The sequence below is a fragment of the Syntrophobacter fumaroxidans MPOB genome (assembly GCF_000014965.1).
GTDB lineage: Bacteria > Desulfobacterota > Syntrophobacteria > Syntrophobacterales > Syntrophobacteraceae > Syntrophobacter > Syntrophobacter fumaroxidans.
Genome location: NC_008554.1, coordinates 2,307,227 through 2,324,673 on the forward strand (window position 1 = coordinate 2,307,227; position 17,447 = coordinate 2,324,673).

13 protein-coding genes and 1 pseudogene are annotated in these 17,447 nt (G+C 56.9%); 10 read left to right on the forward strand and 4 right to left on the reverse strand.

Translation table 11 applies throughout. The features are described 5' to 3' along the window. The 5 genes from SFUM_RS09770 (at position 1) to SFUM_RS09790 (ending at position 6,858) form a co-directional block, all read left to right on the forward strand. Complete coding sequence (locus SFUM_RS09770) at positions 1-612, forward strand: DUF1833 family protein (RefSeq protein ID WP_011698746.1); 612 nt, start codon at positions 1-3, stop codon at positions 610-612. Next, complete coding sequence (locus SFUM_RS09775) at positions 612-1,079, forward strand: NlpC/P60 family protein (RefSeq protein WP_011698747.1); 468 nt, start codon at positions 612-614, stop codon at positions 1,077-1,079. The genes SFUM_RS09770 and SFUM_RS09775 overlap by 1 nt, the downstream gene beginning before the upstream one ends. A 315-nt stretch (positions 1,080-1,394) precedes the next feature. Beyond that, positions 1,395-6,329, forward strand: coding sequence for a TipJ family phage tail tip protein (gpJ, locus tag SFUM_RS09780; protein WP_011698748.1), 4,935 nt, complete (start codon positions 1,395-1,397; stop codon positions 6,327-6,329). A gap of 9 nt (positions 6,330-6,338) precedes the next feature. Next, positions 6,339-6,617, forward strand: coding sequence for a T9SS type B sorting domain-containing protein (locus SFUM_RS09785; protein WP_011698749.1), 279 nt, complete (start codon positions 6,339-6,341; stop codon positions 6,615-6,617). A 13-nt stretch (positions 6,618-6,630) separates the two neighbouring features. Further along, a complete protein-coding gene (locus SFUM_RS09790; protein WP_011698750.1) occupies positions 6,631-6,858 on the forward strand; it encodes a hypothetical protein in 228 nt (75 codons plus the stop codon). A 245-nt stretch (positions 6,859-7,103) separates the two neighbouring features. Here the strand turns inward: SFUM_RS09790 and SFUM_RS09795 are convergent, their stop codons facing one another. Then, complete coding sequence (locus SFUM_RS09795) at positions 7,104-7,688, reverse strand: hypothetical protein (protein ID WP_011698751.1); 585 nt, start codon at positions 7,686-7,688, stop codon at positions 7,104-7,106. A gap of 270 nt (positions 7,689-7,958) precedes the next feature. On the opposite strand from SFUM_RS09795, the gene SFUM_RS09800 reads away from it, so the two are divergent. The 4 genes and pseudogenes from SFUM_RS09800 (at position 7,959) to SFUM_RS21710 (ending at position 11,891) form a co-directional block, all read left to right on the forward strand. Then, positions 7,959-8,162 carry a hypothetical protein gene (locus SFUM_RS09800; protein ID WP_011698752.1) on the forward strand — a complete coding sequence of 68 codons (204 nt, stop codon included), beginning with the start codon at positions 7,959-7,961 and terminating at the stop codon, positions 8,160-8,162. Positions 8,163-8,638: 476 nt separating this feature from the next. Then, positions 8,639-9,283, forward strand: a complete 645-nt coding sequence (locus tag SFUM_RS09805) for a hypothetical protein (RefSeq protein WP_041440244.1) — start codon at positions 8,639-8,641, stop codon at positions 9,281-9,283. A 30-nt stretch (positions 9,284-9,313) separates the two neighbouring features. Further along, positions 9,314-9,865: pseudogene (locus SFUM_RS24215) on the forward strand (DUF6650 family protein). A gap of 94 nt (positions 9,866-9,959) precedes the next feature. After that, the gene (locus SFUM_RS21710; RefSeq protein ID WP_011698755.1) at positions 9,960-11,891 is read left to right on the forward strand and encodes a hypothetical protein; all 1,932 of its coding nucleotides are present in this window, start codon (positions 9,960-9,962) and stop codon (positions 11,889-11,891) included. Between the two features lie 121 nt (positions 11,892-12,012). On the opposite strand, the gene SFUM_RS09820 is transcribed toward SFUM_RS21710, so the two are convergent. After that, complete coding sequence (locus tag SFUM_RS09820) at positions 12,013-13,734, reverse strand: IS1634 family transposase (RefSeq protein WP_041440246.1); 1,722 nt, start codon at positions 13,732-13,734, stop codon at positions 12,013-12,015. 794 nt (positions 13,735-14,528) lie between these two features. Between SFUM_RS09820 and SFUM_RS09825 the strand changes: the two genes are divergently transcribed. Further along, positions 14,529-14,894, forward strand: coding sequence for an FmdB family zinc ribbon protein (locus SFUM_RS09825; protein WP_011698758.1), 366 nt, complete (start codon positions 14,529-14,531; stop codon positions 14,892-14,894). Between the two features lie 465 nt (positions 14,895-15,359). Here SFUM_RS09825 and SFUM_RS09830 read toward each other — a convergent pair whose 3' ends face one another. Further along, complete coding sequence (locus SFUM_RS09830; RefSeq protein ID WP_167321332.1) at positions 15,360-15,794, reverse strand: OsmC family protein; 435 nt, start codon at positions 15,792-15,794, stop codon at positions 15,360-15,362. A gap of 459 nt (positions 15,795-16,253) precedes the next feature. Further along, positions 16,254-17,243, reverse strand: coding sequence for a GTP 3',8-cyclase MoaA (gene moaA, locus SFUM_RS09835; protein WP_011698760.1), 990 nt, complete (start codon positions 17,241-17,243; stop codon positions 16,254-16,256). Positions 17,244-17,447: the final 204 nt, after the last annotated feature.

A 17,447-nucleotide genomic window follows, 5' to 3' on the forward strand; every position in this document is an offset into this window, starting at 1 on the left:
GTGAAATCCCTGCCCGCCGTGCTGGTCCGCGAAAAGAACAAGCTGGCCACGCCCGACCCGTGGATCGTGCTCCTCGATATCGAGCTCGACGCGACGCACAAGCTCTATTTTTGCAGCAACAACCAAAACGTCACCTGGAGCGGCCGGGTCTACACGGCCTTTCCATTCCTGCTTGAGCCCACCGAGGAGAACAGCAAGGGGGAAATCCCGTCGGTGTCGCTCAAGGTGGCAAACGTCACGCAGGTGATCCACGCCTACCTGGAGCAGCTCGACGGCGCCGTCGGGGCGACGGTCACCATCCGCGTGGTGAACGCGGGCTACCTCTCCGAGGACGCATCCGAGCTCGACATGACCTTCACGGTGGTCTCGACTTCGGCCGACGCCGAATGGATCGTCTTCACCCTGGGAGCCCCCAACCCCTTGAGGCGCAGGTTTCCCCCATTCCGGTTCATCGCAAAACACTGCCACTGGGAATTCAAGGGCCATGAATGCGGCTATTCGGGGGCCTTCACGGATTGCGACCGGAGCTTCGAGAACTGCGAGAAGCGGTCCAACACGCGCCGGTTCGGCGGCTACCGGGGCCTCTCCGAGAAGGGATGGAGGGTTGCGTGATGCCGACGACGCCTGCCCGGGACGCCTGTCCCGTCGCCGAAATCGAGAAGCCCCTTGCCTACGTCGACCTTCTGGGCAAACCCTTCGAGCTCGGCGGGCGCGGGCCGAACGCCTACGACTGCTACGGCCTGGCGGCCGAGGTCCGCCGGCGCGTCGGCCGCCCCATCCCGGAGGATTACACGCACGGCCGCGACGCTCGAAGCTGCCACCTCGAAATCGCAAGGGCCGCCGCGGACGGCTTCATCGAGCTTGGCTCCCCGGAGCCCTTTTGCCTCGTGACCTTCCGGATCGTTGCGCCCTTCACGTCGCACATCGGCGTGGTCCTGGCCGACCGCTTCCGGTTCATCCACATCATGCGGGGATGCCGCGTGGCCGTCGAACGGCTCGATTGCCTGTCCTGGCATCACCGCATCACCGGGTTCTGGGAAATAAGGAACTGCAATGGAATGCCCCCTTGGCCCGAGTAACCGTATTCAGAGGAAGTTGTGTTCAAGATGGATCTTTCAAGCACAAAAGAGCGGGGGAATGATTCCCCCGCACCCCCCAAATTTCGGCCACACGCGCAAGCGCGTGAGGCCGAGTGCTCGGCGCTGTCGGCGACTGGCCGAAGGCCGCCGCCGCAGCGCCACACGGAGCCGCGAAGCGGCGAGGGGGTGTGGGGGATACGTCCCCCACGCTTTTAGAATATCATTTTGAACGCAAATCCGTATCAGACGGTTTTCGTAGCGTCTTTGCGCCGTGGCGTGAGGAAAAAAAGAAAGAACCAAACCAGGACCGATTAAATGAGCGAATCCAAGGATCTTGTTGAAGGGACAGCCCCCGTCCCGCCCGGGCACCTGCGGGTGGTGAGCGTCGATCACCCGTTCCGGCGATCGGAGCGGCGCATCGACCTGGTCGAATGGAAGCCGGGCATGAGCCTCTCCGACGTCGTCGCATCGCGCGTCCCGGAAAACCTCCCCGTGAAGGTCTTCCTCGACGGCCTGGAGATCGCCCCCGGCGAGCGCTCCCGGGTTTATCCCATGCCCGGCAGGCAGGTGCTCATCGTCCCTGAGCTCGGCTTCGACGACGGATTCAAGGGCATCCTCCGGTTCATCCTGCAGATCGCCCTGGTGGCCGCGGGTTTCATCATGCAGGCGATGGGCGTGCCGGGCTGGCTCATCTTCGGAACCATGCTCGTGGGCGGCATCCTCATCAACGTGCTGCTTCCTCCCCAGGCCCCCAAAAAGCCCGACACCGCCCTCGACAGCCAGGCCTACAACTGGGCGCCCCAGAACACCGAGCAGCAGGGAGTCCCGGTCCCGCGCTGGTACGGCAAGAACCGCATCTACGGCAACATCGTCGCAAGCCACATCGAAAACCGCGACTCGACCCAGATTCTCAACGCCCTCATCTGCCTGGGGCTCGGACCGGTGAAAAGCCTCGGGGATTTTCGCATAAACGACCAGGCCATCAAGCACTTCAAGGCCGTGCACGTGCGCGTCCGCTACGGCCGCCTAAACCAGGCCCCCATCTCCGACTTCAAGAAGACCAAGATCGAATACCCCGCCTCGGTCAAGGTGGTCCACGGCTCCCCGTACACCTACACGACCGTGGGAAACGATTTCGACGCCCTGGAAGTCGATATCTCCTTTCCCGAGGGGCTCTGGCATTACCCGCCCGAAAGCTCGGGCCTCGAAGGCTTCGCCGTCCGGTTCCAGATCGCGGTGCGAAAGGTCGGAACCTCCACGTGGCATCACATCGCCCGGCAGCCCTCGGATGTTGCCGGGTACAACAAGGTGTTCGTCTCCGGGGCCCGCTGGTCCCTGGGCAAATGGGTGGACCCGGGGGCCGATCCCGACTGGACGGGCCACGAAGGGGCGGACGTCTGGTTTGAAAACCTCGCCGGAACGTCGGGGTTCTACGACCATTACGAAGGGGAGGTCTATCCCGACCAGACCGAGCTGTTCTGGCACTGGATCGGAGACGACGGGGGCGAATACATAGCCACTTCAACCGATTCCTACGAGGTCTGGCAGGATTATTTCGACGCCTTCGGCCAGAGCGAGAAGCCCAGGCACTGGACCATGCGCTACCGGGTGCCGGACGGCGAAAAGGGGCAATACCAGGTTCGGGTGACGCGGGTGACGCCCACGGCCACTCCCCAGAACCGGTACGGCCAGGACATGTATTTTGCGGGGGTGGCCGAGGTGCTGTGCGACCCCTTCGAATACCCCCGGCACGTGCTGGTCGCCGTGAGCGCCCGGGCAACGGACCAGCTCTCGGGGTCGCTGCGGTTTTCGTGCGTCGGGGAGATGGCCGTGATCCGGGTCTTTGACGGATCGAGCTGGAGCATCGAGTACTCGAACAACCCGGCCTGGGTCGCCTACGACATCCTGAGCCAGCCCGTGATCGGAGGCGCGGGCACGGAGGCCAATCCCTACACCGTCTTGCGCTACGACGGTTTGCCTCCCGAGCGCCTCGATGCGCCAAAATTCCTTGAATGGGCGCAGTATTGCGACGAGAAGGTAAGCGACGGCACGGGGTCGCCCTTCAGCACCGCCGTCGCCTACGCCGTAAACGACAGGGTGCGCTACGCGGGCAGGATATACATGTGCATCCAGGCGACCGCGGTCCCTTCGCCCCCGCCCACGGATACGGCCTACTGGGCCGTAACGAACGAAGGGCTTGAAAAGCGCATCACCTTCAACGGCGGCTTCGACTACGACACGTCCATGTGGGAGGCCGTGGCGCGGGTCTGCCAGGTGGGCCGCGCGATTCCCGTCTGGAACGGCTCCAAGCTCACCGTCGCAATCGATAAGCCCGCCGATCCCGTGAACCTCTACACGGTGGGAAACATCGAGGAGTCCAAATTCCGGGAAATCTTCCTGCCCCTTGAGGAGCGGGCGACGGAAATCGAGGTCGATTTCATCGACGGCGAAACCTGGGAGCGGGACAAGCTCACGGTCTACCGGCCGGACATCGCGCGGTCGACCGGGTACCGGGCGGCGATCGAGCTCTTCGGGGTGACGAAGCGCAGCGAGGCGTGGCGCGCGGGCATGTTCCGGCTCATGTGCAACAAGTACCTGGTCCGCACCGTGGAGCTCGATCTCGACGTCGAAGCCGTGAACGCGGACATAGGAGACGTGGTCCACATCCAGCACGACGTGCCCCAGTGGGGCGAAGGGGGCCGGATCGCCCCGGTCCTTTCCTTCACCTCCGGAGGCCCGTATGAAATCAAGCCCGGCGACACCGTCATCGGGGGTACCTCCTGGGCGTCGGCGCGGGTTGTGGCGGTTGACGTCACGTCCGGGTCCTGGGCCGCCGGCACGGCCGCAGGCCGCCTCACCCTTGCCGGGCAGAGCGGGAACTTCGTCGCCGAAGAGCTCAACGTGCTTGAAAACTTCGACGTGGCCACGGTCATAGCCTCCCGGGTCACCCTGGACAAGGCGGTGAGCATCGAGGCGGGGCTCACCTGCAAGGTGATCGTGCGCCTCTCCGGGGACTCCCTTGCAGAACGCATCGTAACCTCCGAGGCAGGATCGCACGAGACCCTTTCCGTTTCGGTTCCCTTCGATCCGATCCCGGCGCCTTTCGACGTCTACGCCTTCGGGCAGGTCGACACCATCACGCGCCCTTTCCGGGTGCTTTCCATCAGGAAGTCGATGGAGCAAAAATGCACCCTCTCCCTTATCGAATACCGCCCGGAGGTCTACCAGTACGAGGATTCGGCCCCGAACCCGGGGAGTGCGGCGCAGCTCGCCCTCAAGGCCATGCAGCCCAGGCGGGTGAAACTGACCGAAATCAGCGTCGACGGCCCCGGGGGCAGGCAGGTCAAGGGCATCGACATCGATTTCGAACCCTGCGCCGATCCGGCCTTCAAGCACTACGAGGTGTGGTACCGCGTGGCCGGGCGCAAGGGAGAAAAGGCCGAATGGCTCTTTTCCGGGGTGGCCGACGGCTCTTCCTACCAGGTTCTCGGGGTCGAGCGCCAGACCCGCTACGCCGTGGCGCTCCTGCCGGTGGACACGGCAAACCGCAAGCTCTTCATCGAATACGCCGCCTCGCGCTCCATCCTCATCCACGGCATCGAGCTCGCCGCCGATCTGCGCTACAAGACCGGAACCACGGTGGACGCCCTGGAACCCGCAGAAGCCGGCGCGACTTTGGGCTCGACCCTCGGCAACGGCTCCACCGTTCCCGGCAACCTCAAGAAATCCGACGGCGCCACCCTGGTGACCGAACAGGATCTCTTCCTCGACGGCCTCTGGGCGCGCGCCATCACCCTGACCGACGGCGGCTACTTTCGCACGGGCCTCTCCCCGGACCCCAGGATCATCATCAGCAAGGGACAGATCGCCGGCTACTCCGATGAAACCACCAAGGAATTCTACCTGCTGGCAAGCACCGGGAAGGCGTATCTGGGGGGCGGCAATGTCATCCTGGAGAGCACTGGCGTCAGGATTCTTCCTGTAACCGGTCAAACTTGGGACTCCACTCGAAGTGTCAACTGGGGAACGAATGTTTCCTATCCTATCGCGCGGATATGGGCATGGAATGACACTTTCGACGATTCTCTGGTGATTGAGGTCAACGGGGATTACCACTTCTCTCAGGGCGGCCACATGTATTTTAGGGCCTATGGGGTGGGCTCCGGGAACCACAGTACGATCAAGTTCAATGCGTCAAACGACAGCTACGCCGTCGCACTGGAAATGAACACTGAAAGCGACGGGCGTTTCAGGGTCGATGCGGATGTCATTCAATTGAAGACAACACCTTCTGGCGGGGGAATCGTAAACATCGATGCCTATACGATATATCTCGGTGGCGTGGTTACGATTCTGGCTGGGCAGATTAAATCCACCCTGGAAACTGGAACGGCACCGATGACGGTTGCCTCGACCACAAAGGTTACGAACCTCAACGCCGACCAGGTGGACGGCAAAGACGCTGCCGATTTCTTTCCAATCAATGGCGGCCAGCTCACCGGGGCGAACATATCCCGGAATGTCGACGACAGCTATCTGAACGTGCATGGCGCCACCAACGTGACTTCCGGGGCTGGGGTAACGCTCTACGGCCGCGATCATGCGACTTGTGCCGGGAATATGTACCTGACCTTTGGCGGGTATGCGTCGACCGGCAAGCTCGTTATCCGGAATCGCAACGCATCGGAATACAATAATGTGTTCGAGATTGATTCCGTCGGGAACATCGTCACGTCCGCGCTGCGGATCGGGGCCTACGTCAACGACTCATATCTCAGCATTTGCGCCGGGGAGGATGGGCTCAAAGGGGCGTCGCTTGTCATGTACGGCCGCGCTCATGCATCGAGTCCCGGCGAGGCGTACCTGAATCTAGGCGGATATACCCCTTACGGAAAGTTCACGATCCGGCAGCGCCTGACGGATGAGTCGCTGGTCAACCTGTTTCTTTTCGACAAGGATGCAAACCTCAGAATCGGCGGAACCACGTTCGGCACGAGCGCCGCGAGGGTGCTCTGCGTCGGCACGGGGACCGCGCCCACCAGCTCCCCGGCCGACGCCTTCCAGATGTATTCAAAAGATATATCGGCCGGGAACGCCGCCCCGCATTTCCGTCTTGAAGGCGGCCCGGAGCTCAGGCTCTACCAGCAACCGCACATTGCGGACCCGGATGCCGACTCCACGAGCTTGCAGACGGCCGTCAAGGCGATCCTGGTCGCATTGGAAAACATGAGGTTCCTCGCAACATCGTAAGGAGGTGAAATGAGCATCGCGCTATCGACGCAGGTGACGATCACCACGGCAAAAATCGAGGCGATCACGATCCAGCTCTACCGGGACCATGCGGAGGCGGCCGTGACCGTGGCCATCCTGGATGCGGGCGGCAACGTGGTGCGCCGGGAAACGGCCCAGCATCCGAATGCGGATGCCTTCGTCAAATCGCTGATCGCGGTCCCGAAACAGGCGTTTGATGACATGGATGCCCTGCTGGTGTCGAAATATCCCGGCACAGTGAGTTCCAATGAAGACGTCGACTGGTAAGGAAAGGAGCCAAATGAACGAATACCCGAACAATGCGATGGAGTGCGCGCCGGACACACAAGCCGGACCGACGCTCGAAGACGCCGCGCGGATGCTGGAGACGGCAAGAACGCAGCGCGTGCTCGAATGCTCCAAGGCGCTCCAGCAGGTCCTCGACGCCCACGGTTGCAAGCTCGAACCCGTGGTCACGATCAGGGGCAACCAGGTTCTTTCCCAAATCGTGGTGGCGAGCAGGGAATGAGCGACAAAGCGATGGTGACGGCTGTCAGACCGGTTAACAAGGCGCAAAATGGAACGGAGAGGCGTTGTGCCTCCCCGTTCTCCGTGCGGAGCAACCTATCGGCGCTCACCTCCGAGCCTGCCAAGCCTAGCCACGCCTTGCCTAGCCTCGCCACGCCACGCCTTGCCTGCCCTGCCACGCCATTTCCGTTGCGCCTTGCTCCGCCTGTTGCCGTGCCTCGTACAATCCGCCCGGTCGACAAACACTCACGCCTCGGCATGAAACATGCCGTAGGAACCGTCCTTCTGGGGCCGCCATTCACCGACCCCGACGGCGAAACCGGCCGTGTTGAAAAGGTTGGCGATCTGTTCCATCGACAGCACGTTGCCGTTATAGCGGATGTCCAACGTGGTCGACCACGCGGGAAATTCCGCCCGTATCCGGATATCGGCCGTTCCGAGGCCCACCCGGACCATGTCCGCCCGCATCCGGGGCTCCCCGTCGAGCCTCGCCAGCTCGCCTACGATATGAAAAGCCCCCCGGGCCTGGACCTTCGTTATCCCTTCGACATGAGAACAGGCATCGACGGCCGCCGCCTTGAAAGCAACGGCAGGGAAACCGTAACCCCCTTCCGGGTGCCTATAGAGCGATTCTTCGAAATCACGTTGAGGATCCTTTGCCGCCCTGGCCTGACGCGCCTTTTTCTGCTGCTTGTCCAATATTTGCTTTTTTGCCTTTTCAGACCACGCATGACAGATGAGCGGCGAATCCCCTATAAGCGTGATCCGCATTTCCTGGATGTTCAGCTTGGGAAGAACTATAGGCTCCTCGATCTTTTCCTTGGATGCCATTCATTATCCTTTCGTAATCAAAGATAATCAAATGACAATAGGATATTTTACCGCCGTGAAATGTCAAGCTAAACATCTGAAGGCATATGTGTGAAATCCGAACAATCATGGTATAAGGCGGAGAGAGGTCGGTCTCTTACCGATTCGCAGACGGAACCGCGATTTTGATGTGGCAAACCTCAAGGTGAATCCGCAACCCGGTACTGAGGCCCGTATGTCTTTTCCTTCCGGGGAACTCTGCCGGACCCGGCCGGAGACCCGATCTCAAACGTGATCGTCAAAAGCTTCCTCGGCGCGGCCGAGGCGACCGCCGACCTGGTCGACGGGGCTCTCCAGATCGTTTCCCCGATGGTGAGGCTGCGGTTCAAGTTTCCGGGAGATGAGAAAAAGGGGAAACATGTCCTGCGGTTCACGGTGACGCTTGCCTGCGGCGGGGAGAACAGGTTTGAATTCGGGTATGTGGAGGTTGATTGAAGAGCCGATATAAATACTCTTCGCCTCATACCCTGGTATGGCATTCAAATCACTCCTTTTGTTCACAACGTGCTGTCTATTCGAGCCTTGCAGCTTCTGCGGCAACGTGGCCAGCAAGCACGGTGATAATAGTCCTTAGGTTCGTCACGGCATGGAAGACATTCCGGAGAATTCGCCCCTTGTTGCTGCGGTGCGCGGCGAAGTGAGGAGGGATGCTTTGTCCCCATCAGGTTGCGTATGGGCTACCTATTCTGCGGACAAGAACCGCGTGCAGCCTGTTCGGACACAACGACTTGCAGTGGCCAGCCATTCTGATCAACATAGCGCGGTGCGGCGATTATGACAAATGGGAATTCACTAACCGGACAGAATGTTGTATTTAGATTTGGGAAGGAGAAACGTTTTCCTTCCTGGACACATGCAAACATGCCACAAAGACATTGGTGGTCATCATCGCAATGAGCCTTCGTACTGAGATGGATAGACTGTTAAGCCAGTTCCGGGTGTCCTGGTCCCAATTAATAAAAGCCTGGCACCTTTGGCTTGCTCTCTTTCTTATATTGATTGTGATCTTTCCGTGTTTGAAATATGGGTTTAGCGAACCGCGAATACGAATTGCTGGATTACTACTTCAACTTGCCGGGTTATTCACCGTAGTATGGGGAATTCAGAAAACCCGCATGCTCTTCGGGCGCCCCGACTCACTTAGCGTAGTTCGCCAGTGGTTTAGTATCTTTCTTCCATGCTGGCGACAGGCTGTATCCGGAGAGGTCAATTCTACTATGCCAGTGTTTACGGGGCAGGGGCGTGCAAATGCCGCAGCGAGCGCTAATTCCGATGCCACGATTGAGACACGCGTCGATAAATTGGAAGAAAATATATCGCACATCAACGATCGAATAACCCAAACTCAAAAAGAAATCGATGATAGATTCCAAACCCAGGTTGATCTCTTAGAGACAGAACAAGAGACACGCAGAAGACAAGTTGAAGACCTTCGCGCTATGCTGGAGATGTCGGAGATCGGCGGTTTACGCATTTCTCTTGTGGGTGCACTGTGGTTATTCGTGGGCGCGATACTCGGCACTGCCGCTCCAGAGATTGCTGGGTGGCTGAAATGAAACAGGAATCTTTCGTCTGAGAGGGGAGAAATGAGCAAGAAGCCAAGCCTTACCAAACTCAAGGGCAAGGGACTGCTCAGCAGGCTCACGGGGGTTTCAACGCCAGTCGGCGGCGTCAATTGGACTCCACCAATCGCTGAAGCCGATGTTGCCAAAAAGTTGCTTGTCTTCCTCGAGGATCGACGCGTTCTCTTTATGCCTTACGACAGTGAAGTGGGATACTATGTGGTCGAGTCCATCCTGGAGATTCGCCAACGCCTTACGGTCGACTTGTAGCAGATTTCACGCGAAAACGTTCTTGGACAAGCCGTTACTGCAATGCGGGATTGTTGCCGCAAATTTCTGACAGCGACTCAAGGCGAAGGCCCGAGGCGAACACAACACTGGGCAATGGAGAGTCATCTATGCCAAGCTCTTGGTGAACTGAGGGCAATTTTCGGTCTTCACATCGCACGCATCGCGTGCGCATATGATCTCCAGATTGAACAACAACTCAACGAGATTCTACCAGCGGAAGATGAACAAAGCGACTCTGAAACACCTGCTCTGGGGCGAAGCAGTAAATCCAAGAATCCAAAATAGTCATCTTCACGAGCAAAGGCCAGAACAATCCCAGCGTCCACAAGAGCCTGCGCTGGTACATTATCGAACACTCCACTTTTAACAGGTACCCAATATGACCGATCAGCTCACCACCCTTGTTAGCCTTGCAATTTTAAAAGTTGATTTGGATGAGACAAATCGTGATTATTTAGATTATATGCAATCATTGGTAGTTCACGTTCTAAACGCACATAAACCCGATTTAGTAACTGATGATATTATTAGTCAATTATTACTTCAAGATTTTGGCCTTCAAATTCCCTTGCGTGGTTCTCAACTGGTCCTTCGGAGAATGGTTAAAAAGGGGTTGCTCCAAAAAACAAATAATTTATATACTATTAGTGGCAATTTACCATTAGTGGACTTTCACGAAAAGCGCAAGAGTGCACAGCGTAATATATCAGATGTTTATGAGCATCTAAAATTGTTTGTTAAATCAATATATGGTTTTGATTGGTCCGAAAGTGATATATCTAGAGCATTATTTGCTTTTCTCAGCAGGTTTGGCGTTGATTTTTTGAGAGCATATGTTTTTAAGACTTCGCTACCCCATGTCCCTCTATCTGCACCACGAGAACAATATATAGTAGGAAAATTTATCAAAACTTTGCATGAGGAAGATAACCCAGTTTTTGATAGCGTAATAATTTTGGTCAAAGGACATATGTATTCAAATGCTCTAGTCTGCCCAGATCTAGAATCGATTGAAAAAAAGTTCAATAAACTCACTTTTTATATTGATACAGCGTTAGCTCTTAATTATTTAAAGCTACAAGGGGATGAAGAACATCAGATTGCTGAAGAATTGTTTTCCTTGATTCGTCATCTGAAGGGGAAAATAGCGATATTCGAGCACACTATTGACGAGATCCGTAGAGTTCTCTTGGGGGCTGAACAGAAATTGGACGATCCACTCGCAGAGGGTAAGCTGATTCAATCTATGCGGAGAAATGAATATAAAAGAAGTGAATTAATACTTCTTCGCGAGAATTTAATTGAACATCTTAAAGAACAGAAATTTATTATTCTCCCCACCCCAGCTTATAAGATAGATCTGCAAATCTCAGAAGCAGAGCTAGAAGAAGCGATAAGCTCCAAAGTCCACTACAGAAATCCTGATGCCATTAAGCATGATATCAATTCAGTTAGAAGCATTTATGTACTACGTGGTGGAAAAGTGCCAAGAAGACTGGAGGATGCAGTAGCCGTTTTTGTCACGACAAATACGAGCTTTGCTGAAGCAGCTTTTGAAGTTGGAAAGAATCATAATTCAACAAAAGAGGTTTCGAGTGTAATCACCGACTACAGCCTCGCAAATGTTGCATGGTTGAAAGCCCCACTTGGAGCCCCTGAACTTCCAACCAAGGAGCTTATGGCTGCGTGTTACGCGGCGATGGAGCCGACTGCTTCTTTATGGACCAAATACTTAAGGGAACTCGATTTACTCAGGCTAAAGGGGACTTTAACGCCAGATGATCACGCTTTGCTCAGGGCTTCCCCGGTGGTAGCCAAGGAATTGATGGATCTGACTCTCGGGAACGAGGAAGCACTTAGCGGAGGAAGTATCAGAATTATTCTTGAGCGGGTAAAAGCCGATTTGGTAAAAGAAAAGGAGCAAGCATTAGCAGTCGGAGAGAAGGAGCTTCGCACAGTTACAGCGGAAAGAAATATTTTAAGGCTTGAAGCAGAAAATCTTAAAACAAATATATTTTGGTATTCTCAAAAAATAGCTAAAATTTGTTTTCTATTGGTAAAGGTGATTGCACTTATTTTACTCTTTTTCATTGCTTTTGCTAGTTCGTTCATAACTACTCCTTTCGTTGTAAACTCAAGATTTTACACCAGTATTTTTAATATTTTGATATTGACTGGTGGATTCTTGACATTTCTAAAGTTCTTTTTTGATTTTTCATTGCCTCGTTTTTTCAAGCAACAGGAAAAATCTTTTGCGGCAAGGTTACACAAGCTGCTTTCCGCAAAGTTCTTATCGAAAATCCCCAAATAAGACGCTCATTTCCCTGAAAGATCACAATTTTTCATTTCGACACAACGTATGGAATTGCTTTTGTCAGGAGTTTAAGGAATCCCAGGGCAAAACAGGATATTAGGCAAAGTAATTCAAATAGTTAGCCGCTTAATTTTTGTAAGACCCCACTGGCGATTTTGTGACCGAATGCCCTGAGAATGGCGGATTGGTCCTCGGTGGGCTCCTCGATCATCCATTGGGGTTTTGACTTTCCGGCATACCAGCACAAGCATGAATGAAGGTTGCGCATGGATTCCATTGCCACAGCGGCGGTTTGCCCGATTCCGGCCTGAGCCAGACGGTTCTCAAGTACGCGCAGATACGTGAGGGCTGCCATGCAGGTAAAAATATGACAGCGAATCTTTCCGTCCGTCCAGTGCCGCATGGGAAGCACGCTGACGAGTTCGTCATCTTTTGACTGCCGGAATGCCTCTTCGACCAGGTAGCGATCCAGGCTTGCTCTTACGATCTCATCAGTTGACCAGTTCGCGTGGTCGGTAACGATGATATTCTTTCCAAACCTCTCGATGTGCTTGCCTATCCGGTAGTAATCCTTTCTGAAGACGAACTTCGGTTTGCCAGCCTCCTTTTCAAGATCGAACTGATAAAGGTCGTTTGGCAGGTAGAGCTTTTCGCAAGCCTGAAGATAATGTTTCTCAAGATGTTTTAACTGATTCCAGGGTGCCTTGCCGGACTTGGCCCTGCTTCGCAGTTCATAGAGCACCTCCTGGAGTTCGAGCAGCTTCCGGTCGAAACCGTACCTCTGCTTTGCGGCAGTCCGGGGATTGTAGGTAACTACAACCGTCCTCTCCTTCCCCCAGAACTCCCCTGCACCTCTCCAGGCAACAATGCGATCGTCTTCCTTGCCAAGCCTTTCGAGTTCACGATTCCTGGCCGAATCGACCGGTTTGAAAGCGCAAAGCTTTGCGCGCAGAAACTCCTCGGCAAAATGGGTGGAGTAGGTGGTTATGAAGTGGAAACCTTTGCACGCATCGATTCGCTCTATATTTTCCTGCGCATTCATTCCCTTGTCAAAAACGATCGTGAGTTCGGCTCCGGGATCGGCAAACCCCCGCATGGCGGAGAACGCCTCATCCATTACCCGCCAGAACACCTTCGAATCATGGCGATTGCCCTCATACTCCCGGTAGAAAAGCGGAAGACGGCCTTCTCTTGAAGCCAGCAGTGCAACTCCGACCTGACGCAGCCAATCTTTTCCATCCTTATTCTTCCCCCGCTTCGCGAGTTCCGACTCCGTTTGGCCGGCCATGTAGCTGTAGTAGTTGGTCGTATCGAAAAGAAAACAATCCGAGCGGCTCTCGGCCATTGTCCGAACTTTTGAGAAAAAGAGACTCGATATCTGCTCGATTTGTTCGGGTGCAACCCTTTCCCATTTCTCCCAATAGCGTTGCGAGTTGAGCTTGTTTACATCAACGGGCCTGATATGCTGGATGGCGGTGTTTTGGTACCACGTCGGAAGAGCCCTTTTGGAGCGAGCCTCCACCATTCTGTTCAATACCGCATAGAGAAAGTACTCGCCAATCGTCGGTCCTTTCTCCCTTGGCATTCTTGGGGCAACGGAGTCGACGATACCGGCAAGGTCGATCTGCCCTGCCGGCAAATTGGCAAGCCATAATGCCCCAAATTCCCGCACCGAGATTCTGGTGCAGGTCCCTTTTTCCGCAGTAGCCAGTTGTTTAATGCGCTCCGGACTGCCGAGGTAGATCTGCTCGACCACCTTGAGCTTCCCATCGACCCTGGCCATCTCACGGACGTAGTAGTAGGGTCTATCCTTTTTCATTTTCTTGTGTAGGTGCGCCATACGGGCACTATACGTAGTAGGGTCTGACATGTCAAGCAAAAAATGAACAACACCTCAATTTTTCTAGATTTTTCCCCTAAATCTCGAGCATCTTGGAGGATCTACGGTGTGGGCGACTAAAAGTGCCTTGAATTATTGACAAAACCGTTCGGGAGGGCTGGCATTCCTTAAACTCCCGATCGAGCCGATAAGGGGATGCGCGAATCGTGACTGCATGCGCGGGGCAAGGCTCTTGATCTTTCACCGGACAATTGCTACTCAAGAACAGGTCGGGAAAGGCGCGGCAATGTCGGCGGCGGGTGGTGCCGCATCTTGTCGAGGGAGGCTTTCGGCGTGAGGAGTCCGCGCCAATGCGCGTCGCCTTCCCGTGGGTGTTCGGGAAGAAGCGCGTCGCCCGTCGATTCCGCCGCATCCGCTGCCAATCATCGCGGCAGCAGCGGCAAAAGGGCGCGGCGGCCGTTGCCGTCGCCCTCCGCCGAAGCGGTTCCGGCCGCCCTTCGCGACCCGGATCGCCCGATATGCCGTGACCGGATCGCCGAACTTGACGCACACAGCCAGCGCGGCATTCCATAAACATCCCGATATTTGGGGATTGCCCCAATTGGCTGTCAGCGCCGGTATCGGACATCTTGTAACTTGGAACTGCTTGACGAATGCCACACTTGCTTCGCGAGGAAGAGGTTTGCGCAAACCCTTGTGCCAGGTACCCTTACCGATACAGGAGATGATGCCCAGGAGAGCCGCGGCCATGACCTGGATCCCAGGTACCCCCTACCGATACAGGAGATGAAGGGATGCCCATTTACGAATTCCGGTGCAGTCGATGCGGCAGGAAGAGCGAGATTCTCACGCTGCGGGTGTCCGAAGCCTTCTCGCCCGTCTGCAAACACTGCAGCAGCGAGGAAGTGGCGCGCGTGCCCTCGCGGGTTCGCGTGCGGCTCTCCGAGGAGACCCGCCTCGAACGCCTGGCGGACCCGTCGCGATTCGCGGGACTGGATGAGAACGACCCGAAGAGCATGGCCCGGTGGATGAAGGAAATGGGCCGCGAGATGGGGGACGACCTCGGCGCCGAGGACGTCGACGCGCTCGTGGACGAAGCCATGGCCGAAGGAGATGCCGCGGCCCAAACGGGCGCCGGGTTCGGCGATGACGACCTGTAACCCGCGCGAGGCGCCTCCGACGGAATCGCGACCCGTCCCCGCCCTATTCGGGAAGCCGGACCGGGCGAATACGATTTTCGGGCGGCCGGGGCCGATCATGACGGTTCATACGGATTTACCTGGAAAACAGACTCCCTCGGGAGTCTGTTTTCATGCTTCGCGGGTGTCGCAGGGGGCATGGATAATTGCGTTCGAAATGATACTCTAAAAGCGTGGGGGACGTATCCCCCACACCCCCTCGCCGCTTCGCGGCTCCGTGTGGCGCTGCGGCGGCGGCCTTCGGCCAGTCGCCGACAGCGCCGAGCACTCGGCCTCACGCGCTTGCGCGTGTGGCCGAAACTTGGGGGGTGCGGGGGAATCATTCCCCCGCTCTTTTGTGCTTGAAAGATCCATCTTGCGCGCAACTTCGTATCAGACCCACGGCCGGCCGGGGCAACCGCGAATCGGATGACGGCCGTCCGTTGCCTATTCCAATATTTCGCAGGTCACGGGAGTCGCATTCCGAATATTGTCAATCGATGCCCCGCATTCAAACACCGTCTTGATGAAATCCTCTTTTTCCCTGGAGGCCATTCCGGAATCGAACCGTATTCCAACCTTCAAGGCGCCGAAACCGGCCCGCTCCCTGTCGCTTACGCCCATCGCCCTCGAGAAGTCTATGCTGCCTTCGACGCTCACTTCGATATTCCCGACATCGAGGTTCCTTTGCGCTGCAATGAACTGAATCGTGGAAACAACGCAGCTGCCGAGAGAAATCGCCAGCATCTCCGGAGGGGTCGGCGCCGTATCGTCCGCCCCGAACTCCTTTGGCTGATCGACACGGACCACATGATTTCGAACCTTGCATTCGACGATGCGATTCTCGATCTCCTTCACGTCGACCTTGACCGTATAGATCATGTTCCTCTCCCTTCTCATTCCGACGCCCACGGGGAGCCGCCTCAAAGATGCGCCGACCCGGCTTCCGGCGATTTGCGACGCGCATCGCGAAGACCGGATGTCGCGGAGGAAGGCCTCGCGTGACCCGCCGGAGGCCTGTCGAATCATTGGATATTCCTGTGAAAAACGTAAGTGAAAGGTCATCGGGGCCGATGTCGCCGGTTTCGTGTCGCGGACGGTGGGAATGCAGAGGAGAATCGCCCGGTCCGGGAGCCGGTCGTGCGCTCCCGCAATGCCGTTCCACCTCCGGGGATTCAGGCGACCCGGCCGGGCCGGAACCGTGAAGGAGTTCCCTCACCTCCCCGGGATTCGAGCTGCGACCGGCAGGTTCCCGCAACGCACGTCATCGCCGCCCGCGCAGAGCCCAGCCAACCGCGCCGCCCGCGCGGCGGAATCCGCCCCATCGCCCGCCGCGGGCGTTCATCCCCCGATGGCGAACATCGGGCGACTGATACACTTGCGGAAAGCCCGGCTGTCCAGTTCGTGCCGTTCGGGCTTGTCGGCGATGGCCGTGCGGATCAGCAGCATCATTTCTTCGTCCGAAGCCCCCAGGCGCAACGCACGCTTGAGGTCGGTTTCCTCGCGGGCGAAAAGGCAGGTGCGGAGCCGTCCGTCGGCGGTCACGCGCAAGCGGTTGCAGGTCGGGCAGAAATGATTCGAAATGGGACTGATGATCCCGATCTTGCCCATCGCCCCCGCAAACCGGTAGTGGCGGGCAGGACCGTTGGAATCGGTGCTTTCGACGGGAACCAGTTCCCCGACGCTCCTCAACCGGTCGAGGATGTCTTCGGACGAGAGGAACCGGTCGTCGTAATCGGCTTCCTTGAAGGGCATGAACTCGATGAACCGCATGTGAAAGGGGTATTCGAACGTCAACCGCGCGAGGTCCGCGATTTCGTCGTCGTTGACCCCCCGCATGACCACCGCATTCAGCTTGATGGGCGCAAACCCGGCTTCATGAGCCGCCATGATCCCCTTCCAGACTTCCTCGAAACAGTCCTGCCGCGTTATGGACGCGAATCTCCCGGGCTTGAGCGTATCCAGGCTGACGTTGATGCGCTTGATGCCCGCCTGGAACAACCCTCCCGCCAGGCGGCCCAGCAACACCCCGTTGGTGGTGATGCTCAAGCTCCTGAGCTGCGGGATGCCGGCGATTGAACCGCACAGGAAGAGCACGTCCCTTCTCACCAGCGGTTCGCCCCCGGTGATCCGGATCTTCGAGATCCCCATGGCCGTCACGATCCGGGCCAGCCTCAGGATTTCCTCGTAGCGCAGAATGTCGCCGTGGGCCAGCTTGGGAACGCCGCCCTCGGGCATGCAATAGGTGCAGCGAAGGTTGCAGCGGTCGGTAATGGAGAGCCGCAGATAGTCGATGCGGCGTTGATAGGGATCGGTGGGAGGAGAAGTCATGGCCGTTCCTTGAGCGTGAGTTCGAAGCGTGTCAATAGCATCCATGGTCTCGACGCGGCCACCCCGTCCGGCGGCGACTCGCGGCACAGGCCGCCATAGCGTGCCGGGACATACCCCCGTGCATCCGTTCGAAAACCCCGCCCGGTCCCTTTTCCATGCAGGATGTGCCTCCGAGGCGTTATCCTCCCGGACCGGCCGATCCTT

Excerpts from the sequence above, each read along its gene's own strand:
- SFUM_RS09775 (WP_011698747.1), top strand. The coding sequence starts at position 612 with ATGCCGACGACGCCTGCCCGGGACGCCTGTCCCGTCGCCGAAATCGAG.
- gpJ (WP_011698748.1), top strand. The coding sequence starts at position 1,395 with ATGAGCGAATCCAAGGATCTTGTTGAAGGGACAGCCCCCGTCCCGCCC.
- SFUM_RS09785 (WP_011698749.1), top strand. The coding sequence starts at position 6,339 with ATGAGCATCGCGCTATCGACGCAGGTGACGATCACCACGGCAAAAATC.
- SFUM_RS09790 (WP_011698750.1), top strand. The coding sequence starts at position 6,631 with ATGAACGAATACCCGAACAATGCGATGGAGTGCGCGCCGGACACACAA.
- SFUM_RS09795 (WP_011698751.1), bottom strand. The coding sequence starts at position 7,688 with ATGGCATCCAAGGAAAAGATCGAGGAGCCTATAGTTCTTCCCAAGCTG.
- SFUM_RS09805 (WP_041440244.1), top strand. The coding sequence starts at position 8,639 with ATGGATAGACTGTTAAGCCAGTTCCGGGTGTCCTGGTCCCAATTAATA.
- SFUM_RS21710 (WP_011698755.1), top strand. The coding sequence starts at position 9,960 with ATGACCGATCAGCTCACCACCCTTGTTAGCCTTGCAATTTTAAAAGTT.
- SFUM_RS09820 (WP_041440246.1), bottom strand. The coding sequence starts at position 13,734 with ATGGCGCACCTACACAAGAAAATGAAAAAGGATAGACCCTACTACTAC.
- SFUM_RS09825 (WP_011698758.1), top strand. The coding sequence starts at position 14,529 with ATGCCCATTTACGAATTCCGGTGCAGTCGATGCGGCAGGAAGAGCGAG.
- SFUM_RS09830 (WP_167321332.1), bottom strand. The coding sequence starts at position 15,794 with ATGATCTATACGGTCAAGGTCGACGTGAAGGAGATCGAGAATCGCATC.
- moaA (WP_011698760.1), bottom strand. The coding sequence starts at position 17,243 with ATGACTTCTCCTCCCACCGATCCCTATCAACGCCGCATCGACTATCTG.